This window comes from Nocardia sp. NPDC055321 (assembly GCF_053645575.1).
Window position 1 is genome coordinate 1 of the sequence record NZ_JBSHMS010000007.1, and the last position, 23431, is coordinate 23431.

Consider the following 23431-nt stretch of genomic DNA (forward strand, 5'->3'; position numbering starts at 1 on the left):
CACCCTTTGCCGACAATCCACTGCCGCGCCCCCCCGCCGCACCCGGGGGGGGCGCGCTGGGGGAGTACTCGCTCCGAACTACGCGGAACCGTTGAAAAGTCCGGTGACCGAACCGTTCTCGAAGACCTCGCGAATGGTCTGCGCCAGCAGCGGCGCGATCGAGAGCACGGTCAGGGTCGGGAACTTCTTGTCCTCGTCGATCGGCAGCGTATTGGTGACCACGACCTCTTTGGCGCCGCAGTTGGCCAGGCGCTCGGCGGCCGGATCGGACAGGATGCCGTGGGTGGCGGCGATGACGACGTCGCCCGCGCCGGCGGCCTTGAGGACCTTGACCGCGCCGGCGATGGTGCCGCCGGTGTCGATCATGTCGTCGATCAGGATGCAGGTGCGGCCCTCGACCTCACCGACCACGCGGTTGGAGACGGTCTGGTTGGGGACCAGCGGGTCGCGGGTCTTGTGGATGAACGCCATGGGCGCGTCCGCGAGCGAGTTGGCCCACTTCTCGGCGACCTTCACACGACCGGCGTCGGGGGAGACGACGGTGATGTTGGACAGGTCGTAGTTGTTGCGGATGTGCTCGGCCAGCTGGACCTGCGCGTGCATGTGATCGACCGGGCCGTCGAAGAAGCCCTGGATCTGATCGGTGTGCAGATCGATGGTGATGATCCGGTCCACGCCCGCGGTCTTGAGCAGGTCGGCGATCAGGCGGGCCGAGATGGGCTCGCGGCCGCGGTGCTTCTTGTCCTGGCGGGCGTAGGGGTAGAACGGCAGCACCGAGGTGATGCGCTTGGCCGAACCGCGCTTGAGCGCGTCGATCATGATCAGGTGTTCCATGACCCACTGGTTGAGCGGGGCCGGGAAGCTCTGCAGCACGAAGGCGTCGGAGCCGCGAACCGATTCCTCGAACCGGACGAAGGTCTCGCCGTTCGCGAAGTCGCGGGCGGTCTGCGGGGTGACGTGGACGTTGAGTTCCTTGGCCACCGCCTCGGCGAGCTCGGGATGAGCGCGTCCCGAGAACAGCATCAGATTCTTGTGGTTATCGGTAGAGAACGCGGTCACGGACGTTCGCCATCCTTTTGCTCGTCGGGATCCTCATCGGCCGCGATGGCCTTTGCGGCCGCATCGGCGGCAGCGGTGCCGGGCCGGTTGCGCTGCACCCAGCCCTCGATATTGCGCTGCGCTCCGCCGGACACCGCGAGAGCCCCCGGTGGAACATTTCTACGCAGCACAGTACCCGCTGCGGAATAGGCCCCATCACCCACGGTGAGCGGGGCGACGAACATCGTGTCGCTTCCCGTGCGCACGTGCGACCCGACCACGGTGTGGTGCTTGTTGACCCCGTCGTAGTTGACGAAAACGCTCGACGCGCCAATATTGCTGTGCTCGCCGATGGTCGCGTCGCCCACGTAGGTCAGGTGCGGCACCTTGGAGTGCGCGCCGATCGTGGCGTTCTTGGTCTCGACGAACGCGCCGAGTTTGCCCGCGTCGCCGACCGAGGTGCCGGGCCGCAGATAGGTGAAGGGGCCGACGGTCGCGCCCGGCCCGATGCTCGACTTCTCGCCGTGCGTGCGGACGACCTTGGCGCCCGCGCCGACCACCACGTCGGTGAGCGTGGAGTCGGGGCCGATCTCGGCGTCCTCGCCGATGCTGGTGTCGCCCAACAGTTGTACTCCCGGGCGGATGATCGCGTCGCGGCCGATGGTGACCCCGCCGTCGATCCAGGTGGTGGCCGGATCGACGATGGTGACCCCGGCGCGCATGTGCCGTTCCACGATGTAGCGATTGAGCGTGGCTGCCGCGCCCGCCAGCTGCACCCGGTCGTTGACTCCGGTTACCTTGGCGGAGTCCAGAAGTCGGGCGCCGTGCACCGGGTGCCCGGCCTCGCGGGCGAGCTTGAGCACGTCGGTCAGGTACAGCTCGTAGCGCGCGTTGGCGGTGTCGATCCGCGTGATCATCACCCGCAGCACCGCGGCGTCGAAGACGTAGACGCCGGAGTTGACCTCGGTGATGGCGGCCTGTTCCGGGGTGGCGTCGGCGTGCTCGACGATCTCGAGCAGCTGCCCGTCGGCGTTGCGGACGATGCGGCCGTAGCCGTTCGGGTCCTCGGGGGCGAAGGTCAGCACCGTGACCGCCGAGCCCTCGGAGTAGCTGCGGTGCTCGTCGAGCAGCGCGTGCAGGGTGTGCCCGTCGAGCAGGGGCACGTCGGCGTACGTCACCAGGACGTCGCCGGTGAAGTCGTCGGGCAGTGCCGTCAGCGCGCACTGGACCGCGTGCCCGGTCCCGCGCTGTTCTTCCTGTACCGCCAGAACGATCTGGCGGCCGAGCTCCGCTCCCACCTTGCCCACCGCGTCGCCGACCTGTTCGCGGTCGTGGCCGATCACGGTGATGAGGTACGTCGGGTCGATCTCGTTCGCCGCATGCAGCGCGTGCGCGAGCATGCTGCGGCCGGCCATCGGGTGCAACACCTTGGGGGTCTTGGACCGCATTCGGGTTCCGGCTCCGGCGGCGAGAACGACGACGGCGGTCTGCTGTGGCATGGATCTCCCTCGGCTGCGCGTCATCGTGCTGAGTGCTTGTTTTGCGCTGGGCCACAGTTGTGCTGCGTCAGCGATGTGCGGGGCCAACCATAATGACCCCGTTCGCGAGCTCCGCCGCCAGGACTCGAACCTGAACTAACTGAACCAAAATCAGTGGTGCTGCCATTACACTACGGCGGATTGCACACCGGCGGACCGTACGGTACGCCGCTCTGCGTTTGTTAGTGGCACGCGCGTGTAGATACTCGCACATGGGACCGCGTAGTCGAAACTTTTCCCGGCTCCGCCTGTCCGAAATCGTGCGGACCCGCTCGTGACGGCGGTCCCGCCGGCGCGGCCGGGTTGCGCGCCGCTGTCGTGAACGCCGTTGTTTCACCGCTCTTCATCGCTGTACCCCGTTTGCGTGAGATCACTTGCCCCGGCACGGGATGCGGGGCGCCGGTCGTTGTTCGGCATCCGCGTGAGCAGGCTCGATGAGGCCGGTCTGGGACAGTGCGGGGTTGATCTGAAAGAGTTGTCCGAGGTTCGTACGGCATACAGGGAGGCGGAGGCGATGGCTTCGGGTGAGGCGAGCCGGGTGTCGCGTCCACGCATGACCGGGACGCAGCGGCGGCAGCAGCTGATCGAGATCGGGCGGGCGCTGTTCGCCGAGCGGGGGTACGACGCGGCCTCGATCGAGGAGATCGCGCAGCGGGCGCAGGTCTCCAAACCCGTGGTGTACGAACACTTCGGGGGCAAGGAAGGGTTGTACGCGGTCGTCGTGGATCGCGAGATGTCCACGCTGCTCGATATGTTGACCGCGTCGCTCACTCAGAACCGTTCGCGGGTGCGTCTGGAACAGGTGGCGCTGGCGTTGCTCACCTATATGGAGGAGCGCACGGACGGCTTCCGTATCCTGATGCGGGATCAGCCCGCCTCGGCGGCGGAGGGTACGTACTCCTCTCTGCTGAACGAGGCAGTTAATCAGGTGGCGCACATACTCGCCGGTGATTTCGAGCGCCGCGGATTCGATACCAGTCTGGCGGTGCTCTACGCGCAAGCGCTGGTGGGCATGGTCGCGACCGCCGCAACCTGGTGGCTGGACGAGCGGCAGCCGTCCAAGGAAGTGGTCGCCGCGCATCTGGTGAATCTGTGCTGGAACGGGCTCACGCATCTGGAAGCGAATCCTGAGCTGGCCTCGGAATGGCCCAGCGGCACCGGTATATGAGACCTAACGGTATGAGAATGTCCGTCTAATAGGGGCGGAACTGGACAGTTAACCAGTGAATTGCGAAGGAGGACGGGTCGAATGCTCGAATCGACTGGCATACGGCAGCCGGGTGGTACGGTTCACCCATCCTTCGAGTGCTGTTCGAACTGTGATGTCGGTCAACTTCGGGATGTCGGTCTACTTCAGGATGGCTGGTTTGATGACAGGCGGATCTGATGGCTAGGCAAGCGCGTGCGGAGATCACTCGCGATTCCGTGCTCGCGGGCGCGGCCGATGTCTTCTTGCGGCTGGGCTACGCGAACGCGAGCCTGTCGGAGATCATCGCGCAGTCCAATGTGACCAAGGGCGCCTTGTACTTTCACTTCGGCTCGAAGGAAGAGCTAGCTCGCGCGGTGGTCGATCAGGGCAACGAGCGCCTCGTCGGCGCGTGCCAGGGATTCTTCGATCCCAGAGTGCCCGCGCTCGAGGCGTGCATCGGAATCACCTACGTGGTCGCGGATCTGACCATGAACGATCCGATGGTCGGCGCCATGCTCAAGCTGACGCACCAGATCGGCGACTACCGCGGCGCGACGGGCGACAACATCGCCAAGACGTGGGGCGAGACCCATCGCCTGCTCGCCGAGCGCGCCATCGCCCAGGGGGATCTCGAACCCGAGCTCGACCCGGAGACCATCGGCCTGCTGCTGCAGGAGATGACCACCGGCGTGCACATCGTCGCGGTCAGCACCGAGTCCATCGACCAGATGGCCACGCGCATGGAACGCGCCTGGTACTTCCTGCTGCCCTCGATCGTCCCGGACGAGAAGGTGGCCTACTTCCGCGAGTTCGCGGCCCGCCGCCTGCGCCGCTACGTGGTCTGAGGTTTCCGCCCACGGGCGAGTGCGGGGTTCGGCGGGGTGGGTGGGGCCCGGAGCGAGGCTTATAGACTCGTCTGGCCTTCCCCTTACCCGCTGATCCGCGTCAGGAGTCTGCCTCATGTCGACCCATCGTCCACCACTGGCGGGACTGGCCGCGGTGGCCGGTGCCGACACCGCGTTGCAGCAGGTCAAGAAGCTGATCGGGCGCGAATCGGCGATGCTGGTGGCGCCGTCGGCGGTGCGGCCGTTCGTGGCCGCGACCATCGCGGGCGAGCGCCCGCTGGTGGTGGTCACCGCCACCGGGCGCGAGGCCGACGACCTGACCGGCGAACTCACCGAGATGCTCGGCGACAGCGTCGCGCTGTTCCCCTCCTGGGAGACCCTGCCGCACGAACGGCTGTCCCCGGGCGCCGACACCGTCGGCCGCCGCCTGGAGGTGTTGCGCCGGCTCGCCCATCCCGAGGATCCCGGGCACGGTGCGCCGCTGCGCGTGGTGGTGACCACCGTGCGCTCGCTCATGCAGCCCATGGCGCGCGGACTCGGCGACATCGACCCCATCACCCTGCGGGTCGGCGCCGAAGCCGATTTCGACCAATTGCTCACGCGGCTGGTCGAATTCGCCTACGAGCGGGTCGACATGGTCGGCAAGCGCGGCGAATTCGCGGTGCGCGGCGGCATTCTCGACCTCTTCCCGCCCACCGCCGATCACCCGGTGCGCGTGGAGTTCTGGGGTGACGAGGTCAGCGAGCTGCGCGCCTTCTCGGTCTCGGATCAGCGTTCGCTGCACGAGGTTCCGATCGAACTCGTCATCGCCCAGCCCTGCCGCGAACTGCTGCTCACCGAGGAACTGCGCCTGCGCGCGGCGGAGGTGGCGGCCGAGAACCCGGCGGACGCGGCCCTGCTGGAAATGCTGGAGAAGCTCGCCCAGGGCATCGCCGTGGACGGTATGGAGGCGCTGCTTCCGGTGCTGGCCCCGGGTGAGCTGGAACTGCTCGCCGACGTGCTGCCCGCCGATACCCATGTGCTGCTGTGTGATCCGGAGAAGGTGCGCACCCGCGCCGCCGATCTGGTGCGCACCGGCCAGGAGTTTCTGGAGGCGTCCTGGACCGCGGCGTCCTTCGGCGGCGCCGCCCCGCTGGGCGCGCACGGGCTCGATCTGGCCGCCTCCGGCTATCGGGACCTGGCCGAGGTGCACGCCAATGCCGAACGGCGGCAACTGCCCTGGTGGACCCTGAGCCCGCTGGTCGCGGACGATCCGCGCGAGATCGTGCTGCCGGTGCAGCCCGCGCCGGTCGCGCGCGGCTCCGAGGAACTCATCGCCACCGTCTTCGCCTCGCTGCGCGCGCACGTCGCCACCGGCGGGCGCGCGGTCATCGTGGTTGCCGGACACGGTACGGCGCAACGCATTCTGGAACGCCTGGCCGACGCGGAGGTGCCCGCCGCGGCCCTGGACGCGGGCGCGGAACCGGTGCGCGGTCTGGTCGGGGTGCTGTGCGGCTCGCTGCACGACGGCATCGTGTTCGACGACGCGAAGCTCGTCGTCATCGCCGAATCGGATCTGAGCGGCAATCGCGTCACCGCCGCGGGCGAGGGCAAGAAGCTGCCCGCCCGGCGTCGCAATCAAGTCGATCCGCTGGCCCTGAGCGCCGGCGACATGGTGGTCCACGATCAGCACGGCATCGGCCGTTTCGTGGAGATGATCGAGCGCACCGTCGGCGGCGCGCGCCGGGAGTACCTGGTCATCGAATACGCGCCCGGCAAGCGCGGCCAGCCCGGCGACCGGCTGTTCGTGCCCATGGACTCCCTCGATCAGCTCTCCCGCTACGTCGGCGGCGAAATGCCGAGCCTGTCCAAGCTCGGCGGTTCGGACTGGCAGAACACCAAGCGCAAGGCGCGCAAGGCCGTTCGCGAGATCGCGACCGAGCTGGTGCAGCTCTACGCCGCCCGCCAGGCCGCGCCCGGGCACGCCTTCGGACCGGACACCCCGTGGCAGGTCGAGATGGAGGACGCCTTCGCCTTCACCGAGACCATCGATCAGCTCACCGCCATCGCCGAGGTGAAATCCGATATGGAGAAGGCGGTCCCGATGGACCGCGTCATCTGCGGCGACGTCGGATACGGCAAGACCGAGATCGCGGTGCGCGCGGCGTTCAAGGCGGTGCAGGACGGCAAGCAGGTCGCGGTCCTGGTGCCCACGACGCTGCTGGCGCAACAGCATCTGCAGACCTTCACCGAACGGCTCACCGGTTTCCCGGTCACCGTCAAGGGACTCTCGCGCTTCACCGATGCCGCCGAGTCGCGGGAGATCATGGAGGGCATGGCCGCCGGTGAGGTCGACATCGTGATCGGCACGCACCGGCTGCTGCAGACCGGCGTGCGCTGGAAAGACCTGGGCCTGACCATCATCGACGAGGAGCAGCGCTTCGGCGTCGAGCACAAGGAGCACATCAAGGCGCTGCGCACGCACGTGGACATGCTCACCATGTCCGCGACGCCGATTCCGCGCACCCTGGAGATGAGCCTGGCGGGCATCCGCGAGATGTCCACCATCCTCACCCCGCCCGAGGAGCGGCACCCGGTGCTCACCTACGTGGGCGCGTACAACGACAAGCAGGTCGCCGCCGCCATCCGGCGCGAGCTGCTGCGCGACGGCCAGGTGTTCTACGTGCACAACCGGGTGTCCTCGATCGACAAGGCCGCCAAGCGGATTCGCGATCTGGTGCCCGAGGCGCGGGTGGTGGTCGCGCACGGCCAGATGAACGAGGACATGCTGGAGAAGACCGTGCAGGGCTTCTGGGAACGCGAGTACGACGTGCTGGTCTCCACCACCATCATCGAGACCGGCCTGGACATCTCCAACGCCAACACCCTGATCGTGGAACGCGCCGACGCCCTGGGTCTTTCGCAGCTGCACCAGTTGCGCGGACGCGTCGGGCGCAGTCGCGAGCGCGGGTACGCCTACTTCCTGTACCCGCCGGAGAAGCCGCTCACCGAGACCGCGTACGACCGCCTCGCCACCATTTCGCAGAACTCGGATCTGGGCGCGGGTATGGCGGTCGCCATGAAGGACCTCGAGATTCGCGGCGCGGGCAACGTGCTGGGCGCCGAGCAGTCCGGGCACGTGGCCGGGGTCGGCTTCGATCTCTACGTGCGCCTGGTCGGCGAGGCGGTGGAGGCGTACCGCGCCGCCGCCGACGGCAGGCCGATCACGGTGGACGAGGAGGCCAAGGAGGTGCGCATCGATCTGCCCGTGGACGCGCACATTCCGCCGGACTACATCGCCTCGGATCGGCTGCGCCTGGAGGGCTACCGCAAACTCGCCGCCGCACAGGACGATTCGGCACTGGCCGCGGTGGTCGAGGAGCTGGTGGACCGCTACGGCCCGCTGCCGGTGGAGGTCGGGCGCCTGGTGTCGGTCGCCAAACTGCGCCTGCTGGCCCGCGAGTACAACATCGTCGAGATCGGCGTCACCGGAACAACTCTCAAGGTGTCGCCGCTGCAGCTGCCCGATTCCAAGCAGTTGCGGCTCAAGCGCCTGTACCCGAACGCGACCTACCGGCCCACCACCGGCATCGTGCAGCTCCCGCTGCCGCGGGTGGAGGACAGCGTCGGCGCGTCCCGGGTGCGCGATGTCCAGGTGCTGCAGTTCGTCGCGGATCTGCTGCTCGCCCTGGACGGCAAAGCCGCAGGCGCGGTGGATGTGCGCGTCGCGCCGGCGGCCGCGGCCCGATGAGCACGCCCGAGGCCGCGGCGGTCGGCGCGTCCGGCGCGCGGGCGGCCGAGACCGACACCGCCCGCATGACGCACGCCCTGGGCGAGGCCGTCGAGGTGATGGACAGGCTGTGGAACTTCGGCGGCTGGGAGGTGACCCAGACCCACGATTCGCTGCGCCCGTACCTGCTCGAGGAGACCTACGAACTGCTGGACGCGATCCAGGACGCCGACGCCGACACGATCCGCGAGGAACTCGGCGATCTACTGCTCCAGGTGCTGTTCCACTCCCGGATAGCCGAGGCCGCAGGCGAATTCACCGTCGCCGAGGTGGCCGCCGCCCTGGTCGCCAAACTCACCCATCGCAGCCCGCACCTGGCCACCGACGCCATCGACCCGGCGGCGAGCCTCGAAGACAAGATCGCCGCCCAGGAATCGGCCTGGGAGGAGCGCAAGACCGCCGAGAAGTCCCGCCGCTCCTGCCTCGACGGCATAGCGATGGCCCAGCCCGCCCTCGCCCTGGCCGAGAAGGTCCGCTCCCGCAGCACGAAGGCGGGCCTGCCCGACGCCCTGATCCCCCCGGCCCTGCGGACCGTCGATCTCGGCGGCCCCGACAGCGCCGAGGAGCGCCTGCGCAAGGCGACCCGCGCCTTCGCCGCCGACGTCCGCGCCGCCGAGGACGCCGCCGAATCCGCACGCGGCCAACGCCTCCCGCTCGACGCCGAGGACTGGCGTCGCTACTGGCCGACGGCCTGAAATGGGCGCTTGTCCGGTTGTGGTGATGCGGGCGGCTGCCACGACGCCGGGCGATTCGTCCACTGCGCCCGCTATGCTTCTGCTGATTCGGGTGCAGAGGAGGAGCAATGCGGGGGCGTAGTGTCGCCATATGCCTGACGGTGCTGTTCGCGGTCACGGGGTGTAGCAAGGTCGTGAGCGGCACGCCCGCGCCCGACCCGGTGGTGGTGAAGATGCCGAAGCTCACGCCGGACAAGATCCCGGACGTGCTGCTGTCGACCGACGAGGTAGGCAAGATCGTCGCGGCCTCCAACCTGACGCAGAAGTTCGAGAACACGGTGCCGACCGTCCCGAACTTCACGTACAAGCCGGAGGAGTGCGCGTCGATGCTGTACACGGCCAACTCCGATACCTACGGCGACAAGTGGACCGGCTTCCGGCTGCGGTCGCTGCAGGAGCCGGGGGACAGCTACCAGCACGCCATCTACGAGACCGTCACCACCTTCAAGAACTTCCTGGTCGCCGAGGAGATGGTGAACCAGTACCGCGAGGTGCTGGCGCAGTGCGACGGGCGGCAGGTCACCAGCACGCCCAAGGACGGCAAGGACAAGCCCAGCACGCTCAAGGTCACCGCGGTCGAGCACAGCAGCGACCCGTCGGCGTACTCGGTCGACTGGACGCTGTCCTCGAGCGGCAGCGACTGGGTCTGCTCGGACACCATGCGCACCCAGGGCAACGCCCTCATCGAGATCTCCAGCTGCGCCTACGCCGACGCGCGCACCTCGGCGGTCATCGCCGACCGCATCGCCACCAAGATCCGCCAGTTGAACTGAGACGCGAAGGCGCCTGTCCCGCAAACGAAAGCGCTGCCCGGCCGGATGACGTCCGGCCGAGCAGCGCTCGTCATCGCGCGGCGATGATTACACGTTCACCCCGTAGTCGCGAGCGATGCCCCCGAGCCCCGACGCGTAGCCCTGGCCGATGGCCCGGAACTTCCACTCGGGTCCGTGCCGGTACAGCTCACCGAAGACCATGGCGGTCTCGGTCGAAGCGTCCTCGGTCAGATCGAAGCGGGCAAGCTCGGCGCCATTGGACGCGTCGACGACGCGAATGTAGGCATTGCGAACCTGGCCGAACGACTGGCGCCGATTGTCGGCGTCGTGAATCGATACCGGGAAGAAGATATTGGTGATCGTCGGCGGCGTACCGGCCAGATCGACATTGATCACCTCGTCGTCTCCGTCGCCGGCGCCGGTGAGGTTGTCACCGGTGTGCTCGACACTGCCCTCGGGCGAACGCAGGTTGTTGTAGAACACGAAATGCGCATCCGACAGCACACGCATATTCGAGCCACAGATCAGCGCGCTCGCGTCCAGGTCGTAGTCCGCACCGGTCGTGGTGCGCACATCCCAGCCGAGGCAAACCGAGACCTTGGTCAAGTTCGGGGCCTGCTTGGACAGCGAAACATTTCCGCCCTTGGCCAAACTGACGCTCACATCTCTCCTTCCCCGCGGTGCCTTCACACCGCATCCCTCCTGATTATGGTCGAAGAGAAGGCCCATTGTGTGCGTTCAATTCGGCACCGAAGCCCGGTCCGAAGTTCGGTGCCGGAAATGTCCGAATTGGCGCACGCAATGGGCCTCGCTCGCGACCTCAGTTACGCTCTGTCGCCATGGATTTCAGCGTCGATACGCGTCGCTCCAGATAGCGCAGTTCGGTGGGATCCAGCACGGTCCGCTGGATGCCGGAGGCCACCGTGAAGGCGGACTGGCGATGATCATCGATGGTTTCCACCTCGATGGCGACCGCCACGTAATCCTCGGCGCCGGGCAGCGGATCGGCCACCACGCTCGCTCGTCCGCTCGCGCACAGCGCCACATCGCCGCCGCCGAGAATCAGCAGCGCCACCGCGGGCCGCGCACGGAGGCGGGCCAGTGACCCGCGATCGGACTTGAGACTGAGCAGGATCCGTCTGTCCCCGGCGCGCACCGGCCAGGAGACCGGAATCGCGTGCGGGGCCGGATCCGTGGTGACCAGAACCGCGATGGTGTCGAGTGGCCAGTCTGGAAGAGTGTCGAGTTGGGGATGTTCCGCAGGGGCCTCCGTTGTAGAGGGCTCCTGACGCTCCCGCGCTTCGGCTACCATATCGTCACCTCACGATCGGGTATGAACACAGCGGGCTGGACTGTGTTGCCAGCAAGTGTATGCCGTTGCCACAGTGGCGCGCTGGGGTCCGTGTCGCGTGCCCGCCCGCACGTGTGCGTCACAAACGTCGGTTACGGCTGTGAAAACACCTTCGGACCTGCGCGGTAATGGATTGACGCGGGGCCGGATCGGTTGCATCATTCGTTACAGTCCCTCGACTACTCGAGGTCTTGCGAGTAACCGGCCGATGACCGCCCGGTGAAGCCGTCCGCCTGCTCCGGCGTCGACGAACGCAGCTTGTTCCGAACAACACGACGCGTCAGGCGTCCGTCCCAGAGTGAGGTGAGTGCGAATGATTTTCCGGCCGTACCTGCGACGACCGTGGATATCACCGCGCACCGCTCTGCCTGCCCCGTTCTTCTGAATGCCCAAGGGTTTTCGTGGCTCGCGCCGGCCCCCGTGACAGGGGCCGGCGCCGGGTTGCGCCGGTGTGGGGTCCATGACGTGAGGTGAAAGCGCGAGAGAGCGGAGACGGTGATGGTGGAAATGGTTTCGGTGTCGGCGGCGGTGGTCGACGATCTGCGGCATCTGCGCGGGGAGATGACGGCGGCGGAGGTGCCGTACCTGCTGGTGCGCGACGCCGAGAACAGGCCGGTGCTGTCCGTGGACAGCTCCCATCGCGCCGCGCTGCGGCGGGTGCTCGGTGCGGCGGTGGTGGCGGGATTCGCGGTCAACGAGAAGCAGCACAACGTGTTCCGGCTGGGACGCGACCTCGACACCGCGCATCACGTCGAGATCGAGGTGTGGGAGTACCACGGTGACACGGTGGAGTGCCCGCGGCCGAACGCGTTGACCCGCAACGTCTTCGATCTCGCCGATGTCGAGATCTCCACCGTCCTGCTGTACGACGCCAGCTGGCCCACGCTGTCCGGCATGTTCGCGCCGCATCCCACCGACGTGGGTTTCGACATCGACATCGTGTTCTCCTGGGTGGACGGCACCGACCCCGAATTCCGTGCTCGCCGTGCGGGAATGATGGCCCAGGTGGTGGTGGGCGAGGGTGACGAGGCTGATGCCCGCATCCGCCAGATCGACGAACTGCGCTACGCCCTGCGCTCGGTGCACAAGAACGCGCCCTGGATCCGGCGCATCTTCATCGCGACCGACTCGCGGGTGCCGGATTGGCTGGCGGATGATCCGCAGGTCACCATCGTGCGCGCGATCGACCACTTCTCCGACGTGAGCGGCCTGCCGATCTTCAATTCCCATGCGGTGGAATCGCAATTGCAGCACATCGACGGGCTGTCCGAGCATTTCCTGTACTCCAACGACGACATGTTCTTCGCCCGCCCGGTGCGCCCGTCCATGTTCTTCACCCCCGGCGGCATCAGCCGCTACATCGAGGCGGGCACCCGCATCGGCCCGGGCTCGAACAACGAGCGCCGCAGCGGTTTCGAGAACGCGGCACGGATGAACCGGCAATTGCTGAACCGGCGCTTCGGGCACGTCATCACCAGGCACCTCGAACACACCCCGGTGCCTTTGCGGCGCAGCGTATTACACGAGATGGAGCAAAACTTCCCGGAGGATTTCGCGCGCACCCGCACCAGCCGCTTCCGCGCGGCCACCGATATCTCGGTGACCAATTCGCTCTACCACTACTACGCCCTGCTCACGGGCCGCGCGGTACCGCAGGAGGCGGGCCGGATGCGCTACGTCGACACCACGCTGTACACCGGCCTGGCCCTGCTGGAGGGCCTGGAACGGCGGCGCGACGTGGACTTCTTCTGCCTCAACGACGGCAGCTTCCCCGAGGTGCCCGAGGCCGAGCGGGTGCGCGCGGTGTCGCGGTTCCTGGAGACGTACTTCCCCGAGCCCGCGCCGTGGGAGAAGCCGGACACCTCGACCGTGGTGGCCTTCGAATCCGGCGCCGCCTGAACGATTTTCACGGTGGCCCGCCCGCCCGGGGCGGGCCACCGGTCGACCACGTCGTGCGCTATTCGACCCGGTGCGCGGACTCACCGTCGGATTCGACCGTGCCGCGGCCGGATTCGGCGGCGCCGTCGCGGCGGCGCATGACGTGCGGAATGCGCGCGGCCGGCGGAATCACGATGCCGGCGGCGGCGAGCTTCTCGGCCGCCTGGTCCGGCGTCGCGGGCTCCCCGACGGTCGGCCCGGCCCCGATCGGCACCACCGAGTGCACGACGGTGTCCGGGTACACGTGCACGTAGTTGAACGCCTGCGCGGCATCGCGACCGCGCAGCCCGCCGGTGGGTACCGACAGATCCTGGCTGTAGCAGGTCGCCGACGCCACGGACACCGGGATGCCGGCGAACGAGGCGCTGGTCGAGAAGTGCAGGTGCCCGGCCAGAATCGCGCGCACGTCGGTCCCGTCCAGCACGCCGGCCAGGCGGCGCTGATCGCGCAACTCCACCGTCACGGCCAGATCGATGACACAGGGGATGGGCGGGTGGTGCATGGCCAGAATCGTCCCGAAGGGCGCCGGCTCGGCCAGTTCCGCACGCAGCCACTCCAATTGGGCATCGGTGAGCTCACCGTAGTGGTGCCCGGGCACCGAGGTGTCCAGTGCGATGACCCGCAGCCCGTCGAACAGGTGGACGCTGTCCAGCGGTGTGCCCGAGGCCTTTTCGTCGAGCAGCTCCTCGCGCATCGTCTCGCGGTGATCGTGATTGCCCGGCACCCAGACCACCGGCGCCCCGATGCGCCGGGCGACCGGTTCCACCACCGCGCGCAGACGCCGATAGGCCCCCGGCTCGCCCCGGTCGGTGAGGTCGCCGGTGAACACGATCGCGGTGGGCGTGATGCGGCTCGCCTCGGCCTGATCCAGGAGCAGGCGCAGCCGGGCCTCGGCGTCGACGTCGCCGTACAGGTCCTCGTCGGCGGCGATCAGATGGGTGTCGCTGATGTGGAACAGAACATGGTCCGCCCTCGGGTATTCGGCGACTCTCGAGATGTACACGGACATCCTCCCCGGCAGTGTGGGTGCCTCGGCTTGCCGTTTCCGTCCGTCAGAATAGCGAAGCCTTTTCTTTCAGCGTGCCTGCGTCCAGTGACGGCACGCTTGCGAGAAGGTGAGATTTGGATGTCGGCTCAATGCCCGAGGCTACCGGCCAGCACTCGCGGAGTCTGCTGCTCACGTGTCTGCAGCAGAGCGAAGTAGCGGCGCAGCATCAGCGCAGCTGTGGTGGCGAGTCCGGCGGTCAGGCCCCACCAGACCCCCGCCGCGCCGAGTCCCGCCGGGAAGGCGAGCAGCAGCGCGGTGGGCAATCCCACACCCCAGTAGCCGACCAGGGAGAGCCGGAAGCCGGCCTTGGTGTCCTTCAGGCCGCGCAGCAGGCCGACGGCGACGTTCTGGGCCGCGTCGAACAGCTGCAGCACGATCGCGATGAGCAGCAGTCCGTGCGCGAGAGCGACGGTGGCGGTGTCGGAGTCGTCGAGGAAGGGCAGCAGCACCAGGTTCGGCGCGGCGACATAGGCGATGCCGGTGACGGCCGCGACCACCGCGACGTAGCGCAGCGCCAGCCACGCCAACGCACGCGCGTGCGGATACTCATCGCGCGCAACGGCCTTGCTGACCAGGATGGACGCGCCGTGCGAGAGCCCGATCGCGACCTGGAAGACGATGTAGACGACCTGGTAGACCACGTTGTGCGCGGCCAGCGCGGCCGCGCCGAGACTGCCCATGACCAGCGCCAGCACCGAGAACATGCCGGCCTCGGAACCGTAGGTCAGGGCGATGGGCGTGCCCAGTCGCAGCTCGGCGCGCACCGTGGCCCAGTGCACCGGCCACATCCGAAGCGGCAGTGTCGCACCGAGTTCGGCGTCGCGGCGCACCATGACCCAGAAGACGCCGAAGGTGATCAGGAAGACCAGCGAGGTGGCGACGCCGATGCCGGTGAGCCCGAGTTCGGGCAGCGGGTACCAGCCGTGCATGAAGGCAAGAGCCAGTACGACATTGAGCGCCACCGAGCCGAGCGTCACCATGAGCAGGGCCTGCGGCCGCTGCATGCCGACGGTGTACTGCCGCAGCACCTGGAACCACAGGCAGGGCAGCAGGCCCGGCGCCAGCGCGACCATCATGGGCCGCGCCTGATCCAGTACCGCGCCGTCCTGGCCGAGCCATTGCAGGGACCAGCCGAGCCCGATGAGCAGCGCGCCGCCCAGCAAACCGGCGAGGGTGGCGATGAAGAAGCTCGAACGCACCACCTCGCGCACTTCGACATCGGGCTTGCGGCCGCGCTTCTCGGCCCGGCTGACCGCGATCGCCACCTGGTTGCCGGTGCCGGTGATCAACCCGACGCACATGGTGCGAATCTGGTTGAACAGCACCAGCGCCAGGCCGCCCGCGGCCACCTGCCGCACCCCCAGCGTGCCCATCAGGGCGATGTTCGTGGTCGAGATCGCGACCTGGGCCAGCTGGGTGAGCGCGATGGGCGTCGCCAGAGCGGTCAGCTGCCGCCCGTCGGATAGCCGAGCCGGCCGTGCGGCGTATGTCATTGGGCCAGTGCCTCGTCCGGCCGCGGAGCGGTGGCTGCGGGGGGTACCAGGATCGTGTGCGTATCGCCCGGGCCGGGCCCGCCGCGCAGGCCCTCGAGCAGGTCCGAGATCATGGCGGCCCGGTCGACGAGCTGCTTGCGATGCTTCTCCAGGGCGCGGTACACGCCGTCGTCGTCGCCCTGGGCGAGGAGCTCGCCGATGCGATGGGCGGGCATGTCCGTCAGCTCCAGCAGCCGGATCAATTTCGCCTGCGGCAGTTGTTCGTCCACGTAGTCCCGCAGCGCCGTGCCGCCGAGCCCGTTCTCGATGGCGAAGGTGTCCGGCAGCGCGTAGTGCAGATCGCGCAGCACCGCGATCTCGCGGGGATCGGGCCGGGCGGGCGGCGCGCAGGCCCGCAGCCTGGCCAGGATGGCGGCCTCGCGCTCGCGGTCCAGCAGGTCGCGGTCGCTCATCCACTCGTCGTCGAAGACGGTGTCGAGGTACTTCTCGCCGTCGTCGTTGATCACGACCACCACGACCGAGTGCGCGGGGTAGGTCTCGAGCCGGGTCAGGGCGGTGTACACCGAGCTGCCCGAGGAGCCGCCGATCATCAGCCCGAGTTCGGCGGCCAGGACGCGGGTGGCGGCGAAGGCGTCCGCGTCGGAGACCTTCACGCGGTCGCTCGGGTCGATCAGGTGCAGGTCCTCGTCGACGTGCAGGCCCGGCTCGGCGCCGAGCGGGGTGCCGGTTCCGGACTGCCAGTAGTCGTGCGCGGGACCGCCGAAGGCGATCGAGCCCTCGGGCTCCACGCCGACCAGGCGCGGGGTGCGCCCGAGTTCGCGCAGTCCGCGCGCGGTGCCGAACAGGGCGCCGCCGGTGCCGACGGCCGCGATCAGCACGTCGATATTGTCGAGATCGGCGGCCAGTTCGGCGGCGAGCGCGTAATAGCCGATTCCGTTCGCGGAGTTGTGATGCTGCGCGGGGAAGTAGGCGTCCGGGCCCTGCTCGGCCGCCATCTGCTCGGCCAATTCCTCGCGCGCGTTGGTGGACAGGGCGTCGTCGTCGCCATCGCCGACGAATACCAGCTCGGTGCCCATCGAACGCATTGCGTTCAGCTTGGACTTGCACGCGTGGTGGTCGACCACGGCGGTGAACCGATATCCGCGTTCGCGCGCGACCACCGCCAGCCCGAGGCCGGTATTGCCGGAAGTCGACTCGATGATGTGGCCGCCGGGCCGGAGCAGTTCGCGGCGTTCGGCCTCGAGGATCATGGCGCGGGCCATGCGAATCTTGGCCGCGCCGGTGGGGTTCATCGTCTCGAGCTTGAGAAAGACCCGGGATCCGGTCTCGGTGCTGACGGCGAGCTCGAACAGTGGTGTCTGTCCGATCAGCTCAGACACGCGCCTGACGATAACCGGCATTTCAGTAATTCTCCTCGGCGAAGTTCTTCAACGTGGGTGATGTGGGCGAGCCGACACGCGGGCGGTTCATAAGGGATAGCCCCGGTCCGGCGGCAATAACGGGCGGTGGCGGATTTCTCGTCACACCCGCGGAGCGCGGAGGTTCATGTCGTGCATTCGCGAAGCAAGCAAAACGATAGTGCAGTCGGGGAGCGGCTGCCAGTGCTCCGTTGGTGTGGCGATGCCGGAATGGGGCAATTTGTCAGCATTCGTCGGATTTACCGTCCAACGTCCAGCGCAATTCCCCGTTCGCGGTGTGCAGGACCACCTTCGCGGGAACGGGCAGCTCGTGAAAGGCCGACTCATTGCTGTCCATCTGATATCCGGCCGTATTCGGGTATACGAGCAGATCGCCGATTTCGGCGGGCCGGGGCAGCGGAATGCGCCGGCGGCTCAGCATGTCGTCTTCCAGGCAGGAAGCGCCGCCCACGCAGGTGGGGGTGAGCTCGCCCGGGCGCGGCGGCCACAGCACCGGATCGGGCAGGTACTCGCTGGCGAACCACTGCTCGGACAGGCTCAGACTGGTGCCGTTCACGGTCAGGATGGCGTACCGATGTCCGTGCGCGGTCCGGGTTTTCACACCCTGCACCCCGAAGACCGAACAGCCGGCCCGATCCAGCAGGGCGCGCCCGGGCTCGATCGCCAGGCGAATTCCGGACGCGCGCAGCTGATCCGCCAGCTGCCGGTACTCCAGGATGGCCGCGAGCATGGCCGGACCCGGCACCGGGCAGTGGTAGGGGTAGTACGTCTCGGTGCGCGGCGCTCGATCGCCGTGGAACCAGCGCGGATTCACCCCGTCGAGGAAGGCACGCCAGGTCTCGGCGGCGACGTAGTTCACCCCGAAGCCGCCGCCGATGGAGATGGTGGTGACCGGATGTCCGAGTCCGCGCGCCTCGCGGCAGCGCTCGATCAGGGTCAGCGCCAACTCGGCGCGGTCGGCCACGTCGTAGCCGGTCAGGTGAAAGCTGAAGCCCTCCAGTCGAATCGATTTCTCGTCGGCCGCGGTGAGCGCCAGATCGAGTTCGTCGCAGGTCAGGCCGAAACGGCTGCCGCTGTTCGGCGGCATGACGCGCAGCATGACGCGCGCGGGTTCGTTCCCCTTCGCCACCGCGCCCAGTCGCGCCAATTCGCCGAGGTCGTCGATCGCCACCAGGGCCCGATGCCGCGCGGCCAGCTCCAGCAGGCGCGCGGACTTCGACGGTCCGGTGACCATGAGGTCGGCGCCGCGCACGCCGCCGCCCAGGGCCGCGACGAACTCCTGCGCGCTCGAAACATCCACGCCCGCACCGGCTCGGGCGCACGCGCGCACCACCGACGGCGACTTGTTCGCCTTCTTGCCGTAGTAGATCGCCCCCACCACGCCGTGGCCGGTGAACACGCGCTGGAAGTCGCGGATGTTGCGGACCACGCGCTCGGGATACATGAGATGGAACGGGCCGCCGATCGCGTCGGCCAATTCGCGCAGCAGCGCCGGATCCGCGAGCATCCTCCGTTCCCAGGCGTCGCGGTGCGCGGGCATCGGCGCCGCGGTGATGGGGGATGCCTCGTGCACCGACTCGTTCCGCACGGTCGCGGTCTCGCTCTTCACGGTGTCGGTCAGCGCTGTCTCCGTTCCTCGGGCGCGCGGGCGGCGGTCAGTCCCACAGCGACACCTCGGTGCCGCGGCCCTCGGCGATGGCGCGGGTGGCCAGGGCGTGCGCGACCGCGATATCGGTCAGCACCAGGCCGCTGTTGTAGACGAAAACGCGTTCCTCGTCGGCGATTCGGGCGCTGGCGCGGCGGCTCAGGATGTGCGGTAGCTCGGCGTCGACCCGGCGTAGGTTGCCGTCGGGCCCGGCCATGTCGGTGCCGGTGAGCGCCATCTGCTCGGCGCTGGTGGCGACCACCCGATCGGCCTCGTTCAGGGTCGAGGGCGCCAGGCCGTAGCCGACCAGGACCACCGTCGAACCGGGGGCCAGATCCGTGGCCTCGATGGCGACCCGGGTGCCGGGGCCCGCGGTGGCCAGCACGATGTCGGCGGCGCCCGCGGCGGCCCTCGGATCGGTCACCAGCTCCAGGTCGACGTGCGGATTGTGGTGCCCCAGTTCGCGATACACCGACTCGATGCCCTCGGGGTGGGTGCCGTAGAGCATGAGCCGGTTCAGGTGCGGGTTGGCGGCCAGCAGATGCGGCAGCGCGTTGCGCCCCTGGGTGCCGGTGCCGACCAGCAGGACCGAGCGGGCGCCGGGGCGCGCCGCCTCGCGGGCGAGCAGCGCCGAGACCGCGGGCGTGCGCAGCGCGCCGACCCGCGCGCAGTCCATCATGGCGATGGGAATACCGGTGGCGTCGTCGTACAGGGTGATCGTGGTGTAGTACCGCTTGGTGCTGCGATCGTGGTGCGGATCGAACTTGTACGAGGTCTTCATGGCGACCACCCGGCGGCGGCCGTCGCGGCCGAGCATGGCGTAGGCCACCGACCAGCCGTCGGGGTGGGCGACGCTGAGTTTGCGCGGATTATCCGAATCACCGGATGCCAGTGCGAGATACGCGTCCTCGACGGCGCGCACCACCTCGGCCGGGCTGATCGGAACATCGGCTAGGTCGCTGCGGCTGAGTACGCGCAGCGGGGTGGGTCTGGTAGTCAACTGCGGTGTCCTCGGATCGTACGGAAGGGGGCCACCACCCGCTGGCCGTATCCGTTCTCGGTGGCTTCTGCCGCGGCGCGGCGGCGCTGGGGCAGCCGGATGTTCACTCGCTTGAGCCAGCGATCGGTGCCGTCGTAGCGGGGGGTGAACGGCACCCGTCCGTGCACCACGACATCATTGTCCACGAGCAACAGTTCCCCCGGGGCCAAAGCGGCGGTGATGCAGACCCTTTCGAGTTCCGTTGCCAAACGGTCATAGGCGGCCAGGAATTCGCCGTCCGCGCCGTCCAGCGGGGTGTAGGCCGGGTCGAAGCGCAGGGTCAGCTCGCCCCCGTCCTCGCCGAGGGTGGCGACCGAGGGCGCGGGTTCGGTCTCGAAATCGTCGCCGTAGGAGATATCGGGCAGAATGGGCAACTCGCGCCGGCTCAGCCGTTCCCGTTGCGCCGCATCGAGTTCCACCCGCCGCACCGAGGAGACCGTGGTGCCGACCAGGTCCGGATTGCGCAGGCAGCCCAGCATGAGCAGGTTGGCGCGCTGGGGGTGGAAGGCGTCCTCGGTGTGCGGGCTCAGCAGGGTGGTGCTGCTGGCGCCGGATTGCTCCTGTTCGTGGCCGGGCGTCGGCACGATGTTGTTCACCAGCCGCCCGCCCTGCTGGCCCTGCCAGCCGAACGGTTCGCCCGCGCACCGCGCGAGCAGCAGCATGGTGACGTCCAGGGCGAAGGAGGTCGATGCCCGGTCCGGGTCACCGGCCCATTCGGCGGCCTGACGCCAATCGACCGGCGTCGTACCGAGTTCGGCATCGCTGAGCGGTAGCTGTCCGATGACGGTGACACCGGCGGCGGTGGCGGGCGCGCGCATGACCTGATGCACGACTTCGGGCAATTCGACGTAGCGGTCTTCGATGTGGCGCAACAGTGTCGCGTCGGAGAGGGTGGTGGTTATCGCCGGGCTAGCGCCCAGTGTGACGGTGATCTCATGCGCGAGCGCGCGTACCGTGCGTCCGGCGTCCGCTGGCAGCTCGCGTCGTTCGAGTTCCGAAGGGTGAAGCGTCTGACGTTCGGAGAGAACGCTTTTCGCCAAGGGGGTGCCTTCCTGGCCTCGGAGTGAAGTGCGGTTGTATGGGTCCCGCAGGGAAGCTAGTGCGCCCCGGTAAATTTGGCAAGGCTTACCTAAGCGCATGTCAGAAAAATAGCTGAGAGGTATCAAAGAATAGCCGTGCGGGTCACCGGCACGTATCGATCAGGCCGACTCCTGCGCGCCCGCGTTGACGTTCCTGGAAGACGCGCCGATCCATATGCATGATGGACAGGGTGCGTTCCACCAAGGCCGGTCTCGGCGCTGTCATGTCCCGCGCCGGCCTGCTGGGCACGGCCTCCCTTCTGATTCTGCTGACCGGTTGCGGCTCAGTCGATCTCACTCCTATTCCCGAGGGCACGCCACCCGGGCCGGGCGCCGCCCTGCCGGTGATCGATCTGGATGCTCCGGGCCGCACCGCGATTCAGCTGCACGCCTGGGCCGAGGACCAAGCCGACAGCATGGGTATGCCCGCTGTCTCGTTGCAGGCGTACGGCTATGCCGCCGCGGTCATGGCGCGCTCGCGGCCCGACTGCGGCATCGGCTGGACCACCATCGCGGGCATCGCGAGCGTGGAGAGCAGGCACGGCACCCATCGGGGCGCGAAGGTCGCCGACGACGGGAAGGTGTCGCCCGCCATCCGGGGCATTCCCCTGGACGGTTCGCCCGGTGTGGCCCTCATCAAGGACAGCGACGGCGGCAAGCTCGACGGCGACACCGTCTACGACCGCGCGATGGGCCCGCTGCAGTTCATTCCCGAGACCTGGCAGCGTTTCGGCGTCGACGCCAACGGTGACGGGATCGCCGATCCGGACAACATCGACGACGCGGCCCTGACCGCCGCTCGCTACCTGTGCGTCAGCGGCGGCGACCTCACCGGCGCGCCCGGCTGGGAGAAGGCGCTCATGACCTACAACCAGTCGACCGCCTATATGAAGAAGGTCCGCGACCGCGCCGCCGCCTACAGCGTCGGGCGCAAGGCGTAGCGGCGAGTCGCACCAGGCTGCAAGGCGTAGCGGCGAGTTGCGCTCACCACGAATGGCGTAGCGGTGAGTCGAGGTCGACGCGCCGGGTTCGCGGCCGTCTCGTTCTGGACTGAGTGGAGCGGGGGAGCGAAGCGGAGGAGCGGAGGGAGGGAAGAACGAGACTTCGGGGCCGCGAACCACGCCGGAGCGAAGCGGAGGCCAATGGCACAGAGGGCGAAATAGGCACTGCTAGGCTCGGGGCCTGCACGGGTTGTTCCGTGCGACCTGCCGAGTCAGTAGCCGAAGGAGTGTCGTTTCGTGGCCATCATCGAACAGGTCGGAGCCCGCGAGATCCTGGATTCGCGTGGTAACCCCACCGTCGAGGTCGAGATCGCTCTCGACGACGGCACCCTCACCCGCGCGGCCGTGCCGTCCGGCGCGTCCACCGGTGAACACGAGGCCGTCGAGCTGCGTGACGGTGGCGACCGCTACAACGGCAAGGGTGTGCGCAAGGCCGTCGAGGGCGTCCTCGACGAGATCGCGCCGGCCATCATCGGCCTGGACGCCGTCGAGCAGCGCACCGTCGATCAGGCCCTGCTGGACCTGGACGGCACCCCGGACAAGTCGCGCCTGGGCGCCAATGCCCTGCTGGGTGTTTCGCTCGCGGTGGCCCGCGCCGCCGCCGAGTCCTCGGGCCTGGAGCTGTTCCGCTACATCGGCGGACCGAACGCCCACGTGCTGCCCGTGCCCATGATGAACATCCTCAACGGTGGCGCGCACGCCGACACCGGCGTGGACGTGCAGGAATTCATGATCGCCCCGATCGGCGCACCGACCTTCAAGGAAGCGCTGCGCTGGGGCACCGAGATCTACCACTCGCTCAAGTCGGTGCTCAAGTCCCAGGGGCTGTCCACCGGTCTGGGCGACGAGGGCGGCTTCGCCCCGGATGTCGCGGGCACCCGCGCCGCGCTGGACCTGATCTCCACCGCCATCGACAAGGCCGGCTACAAGCTGGGCACCGATGTCGCGCTCGCGCTCGACGTCGCCGCCACCGAGTTCTACACCGCCGGTTCGGGTTACAAGTTCGAGGGCGAGGTCCGCACGGCCGCCCAGATGATCGAGTTCTACAGCGAGCTCATCACCCAGTACCCGATCGTCTCGATCGAGGATCCGCTGGACGAGGACGACTGGGACGGCTGGGTCGCGCTCACCGATCTCATCGGCGACAAGGTGCAGCTGGTCGGCGACGACCTGTTCGTCACCAACCCCGAGCGCCTGGAAGAGGGCATCGCCAAGGGCGCGGCCAACGCGCTGCTGGTGAAGGTCAACCAGATCGGCACCCTGACCGAGACCCTGGACGCGGTCGACCTGGCGCACCGCAACGGCTACAAGACGATGATGAGCCACCGGTCCGGCGAGACCGAGGACACCACCATCGCCGATCTGGCCGTCGCCGTCGGCTCGGGCCAGATCAAGACCGGCGCCCCGGCTCGTTCCGAGCGCGTCGCCAAGTACAACCAGCTGCTGCGCATCGAGGACGCCCTCGGTGACTCGGCGCGCTACGCGGGCGATGTCGCCTTCCCGCGTTTCGCGTTCGAAGGCTGATCGATCCAA

General features: G+C 68.3%; 17 protein-coding genes, 1 tRNA gene and 1 pseudogene. 8 read left to right on the top strand and 11 right to left on the bottom strand.

Annotation, left to right across the window (positions count from 1 at the left end; all coding sequences use genetic code 11):
* Positions 1–78: 78 nt before the first annotated feature.
* The 3 genes from ACWIGI_RS13010 to ACWIGI_RS13020 all read right to left on the bottom strand — a co-directional run bounded on the left by ACWIGI_RS13010 (position 79) and on the right by ACWIGI_RS13020 (position 2717).
* Positions 79–1059: a ribose-phosphate diphosphokinase gene (locus ACWIGI_RS13010; RefSeq protein WP_454202580.1), complete on the bottom strand. Its 981-nt coding sequence runs from the start codon at positions 1057–1059 to the stop codon at positions 79–81.
* Positions 1056–2537, bottom strand: a complete 1482-nt coding sequence (gene glmU / locus ACWIGI_RS13015) for a bifunctional UDP-N-acetylglucosamine diphosphorylase/glucosamine-1-phosphate N-acetyltransferase GlmU (protein WP_454202581.1) — start codon at positions 2535–2537, stop codon at positions 1056–1058. Before glmU ends, ACWIGI_RS13010 begins: the two co-directional genes overlap by 4 nt.
* 109 nt (positions 2538–2646) lie before the next feature.
* Positions 2647–2717 (bottom strand) — tRNA-Gln (locus tag ACWIGI_RS13020).
* A 412-nt stretch (positions 2718–3129) separates the two neighbouring features.
* On the opposite strand from ACWIGI_RS13020, the gene ACWIGI_RS13025 reads away from it, so the two are divergent.
* From ACWIGI_RS13025 to ACWIGI_RS13045, 5 genes are all read left to right on the top strand, one after another.
* Positions 3130–3744 carry a TetR/AcrR family transcriptional regulator gene (locus tag ACWIGI_RS13025; RefSeq protein WP_354989606.1) on the top strand — a complete coding sequence of 205 codons (615 nt, stop codon included), beginning with the start codon at positions 3130–3132 and terminating at the stop codon, positions 3742–3744.
* 218 nt (positions 3745–3962) lie between these two features.
* Positions 3963–4610 (top strand): TetR family transcriptional regulator, encoded by a 648-nt coding sequence (locus ACWIGI_RS13030; RefSeq protein ID WP_454202582.1) that lies wholly within the window; start codon positions 3963–3965, stop codon positions 4608–4610.
* A gap of 115 nt (positions 4611–4725) precedes the next feature.
* Positions 4726–8340 carry a transcription-repair coupling factor gene (gene mfd / locus ACWIGI_RS13035; protein ID WP_454202583.1) on the top strand — a complete coding sequence of 1205 codons (3615 nt, stop codon included), beginning with the start codon at positions 4726–4728 and terminating at the stop codon, positions 8338–8340.
* Entirely contained in the window at positions 8337–9074 is a 738-nt protein-coding gene (locus ACWIGI_RS13040; RefSeq protein ID WP_454202584.1) for a MazG family protein, read from the top strand. Before mfd ends, ACWIGI_RS13040 begins: the two co-directional genes overlap by 4 nt.
* A gap of 107 nt (positions 9075–9181) precedes the next feature.
* Positions 9182–9886, top strand: a complete 705-nt coding sequence (locus ACWIGI_RS13045; RefSeq protein WP_454202585.1) for a sensor domain-containing protein — start codon at positions 9182–9184, stop codon at positions 9884–9886.
* Positions 9887–9973: 87 nt separating this feature from the next.
* On the opposite strand, the gene ACWIGI_RS13050 is transcribed toward ACWIGI_RS13045, so the two are convergent.
* The gene (locus ACWIGI_RS13050) at positions 9974–10549 is read right to left on the bottom strand and encodes a TerD family protein (RefSeq protein WP_454202586.1); all 576 of its coding nucleotides are present in this window, start codon (positions 10547–10549) and stop codon (positions 9974–9976) included.
* A 157-nt stretch (positions 10550–10706) separates the two neighbouring features.
* Positions 10707–11198 (bottom strand): hypothetical protein, encoded by a 492-nt coding sequence (locus ACWIGI_RS13055; protein WP_454202587.1) that lies wholly within the window; start codon positions 11196–11198, stop codon positions 10707–10709.
* Between the two features lie 537 nt (positions 11199–11735).
* Between ACWIGI_RS13055 and ACWIGI_RS13060 the strand changes: the two genes are divergently transcribed.
* A complete protein-coding gene (locus tag ACWIGI_RS13060) occupies positions 11736–13136 on the top strand; it encodes a stealth family protein (RefSeq protein ID WP_454202588.1) in 1401 nt (466 codons plus the stop codon).
* A gap of 58 nt (positions 13137–13194) precedes the next feature.
* On the opposite strand, the gene ACWIGI_RS13065 is transcribed toward ACWIGI_RS13060, so the two are convergent.
* The 6 genes and pseudogenes from ACWIGI_RS13065 to ACWIGI_RS13090 all read right to left on the bottom strand — a co-directional run bounded on the left by ACWIGI_RS13065 (position 13195) and on the right by ACWIGI_RS13090 (position 20858).
* On the bottom strand, positions 13195–14178 hold the full coding sequence (locus ACWIGI_RS13065) for a phosphodiesterase (protein WP_454202589.1): 984 nt from the start codon (positions 14176–14178) through the stop codon (positions 13195–13197).
* A gap of 131 nt (positions 14179–14309) precedes the next feature.
* Positions 14310–15716: an MATE family efflux transporter gene (locus ACWIGI_RS13070; protein ID WP_454202590.1), complete on the bottom strand. Its 1407-nt coding sequence runs from the start codon at positions 15714–15716 to the stop codon at positions 14310–14312.
* 353 nt (positions 15717–16069) lie between these two features.
* Positions 16070–17116 (bottom strand): annotated as a pseudogene (locus ACWIGI_RS13075) (PLP-dependent cysteine synthase family protein); the annotation flags it as partial.
* 241 nt (positions 17117–17357) lie between these two features.
* Entirely contained in the window at positions 17358–18743 is a 1386-nt protein-coding gene (locus ACWIGI_RS13080; RefSeq protein WP_454202591.1) for a Y4yA family PLP-dependent enzyme, read from the bottom strand.
* 46 nt (positions 18744–18789) lie between these two features.
* Positions 18790–19779, bottom strand: a complete 990-nt coding sequence (locus ACWIGI_RS13085) for an ornithine cyclodeaminase family protein (protein ID WP_454202592.1) — start codon at positions 19777–19779, stop codon at positions 18790–18792.
* Complete coding sequence (locus ACWIGI_RS13090; RefSeq protein WP_454202593.1) at positions 19776–20858, bottom strand: TauD/TfdA family dioxygenase; 1083 nt, start codon at positions 20856–20858, stop codon at positions 19776–19778. Before ACWIGI_RS13090 ends, ACWIGI_RS13085 begins: the two co-directional genes overlap by 4 nt.
* Before the next feature lie 221 nt (positions 20859–21079).
* Between ACWIGI_RS13090 and ACWIGI_RS13095 the strand changes: the two genes are divergently transcribed.
* Together ACWIGI_RS13095 and eno are read left to right on the top strand one after the other, a co-directional pair.
* Positions 21080–21838 carry a lytic transglycosylase domain-containing protein gene (locus ACWIGI_RS13095; protein ID WP_454202594.1) on the top strand — a complete coding sequence of 253 codons (759 nt, stop codon included), beginning with the start codon at positions 21080–21082 and terminating at the stop codon, positions 21836–21838.
* 297 nt (positions 21839–22135) lie between these two features.
* On the top strand, positions 22136–23422 hold the full coding sequence (eno, locus tag ACWIGI_RS13100; RefSeq protein WP_454202595.1) for a phosphopyruvate hydratase: 1287 nt from the start codon (positions 22136–22138) through the stop codon (positions 23420–23422).
* Positions 23423–23431 lie beyond the last annotated feature (9 nt).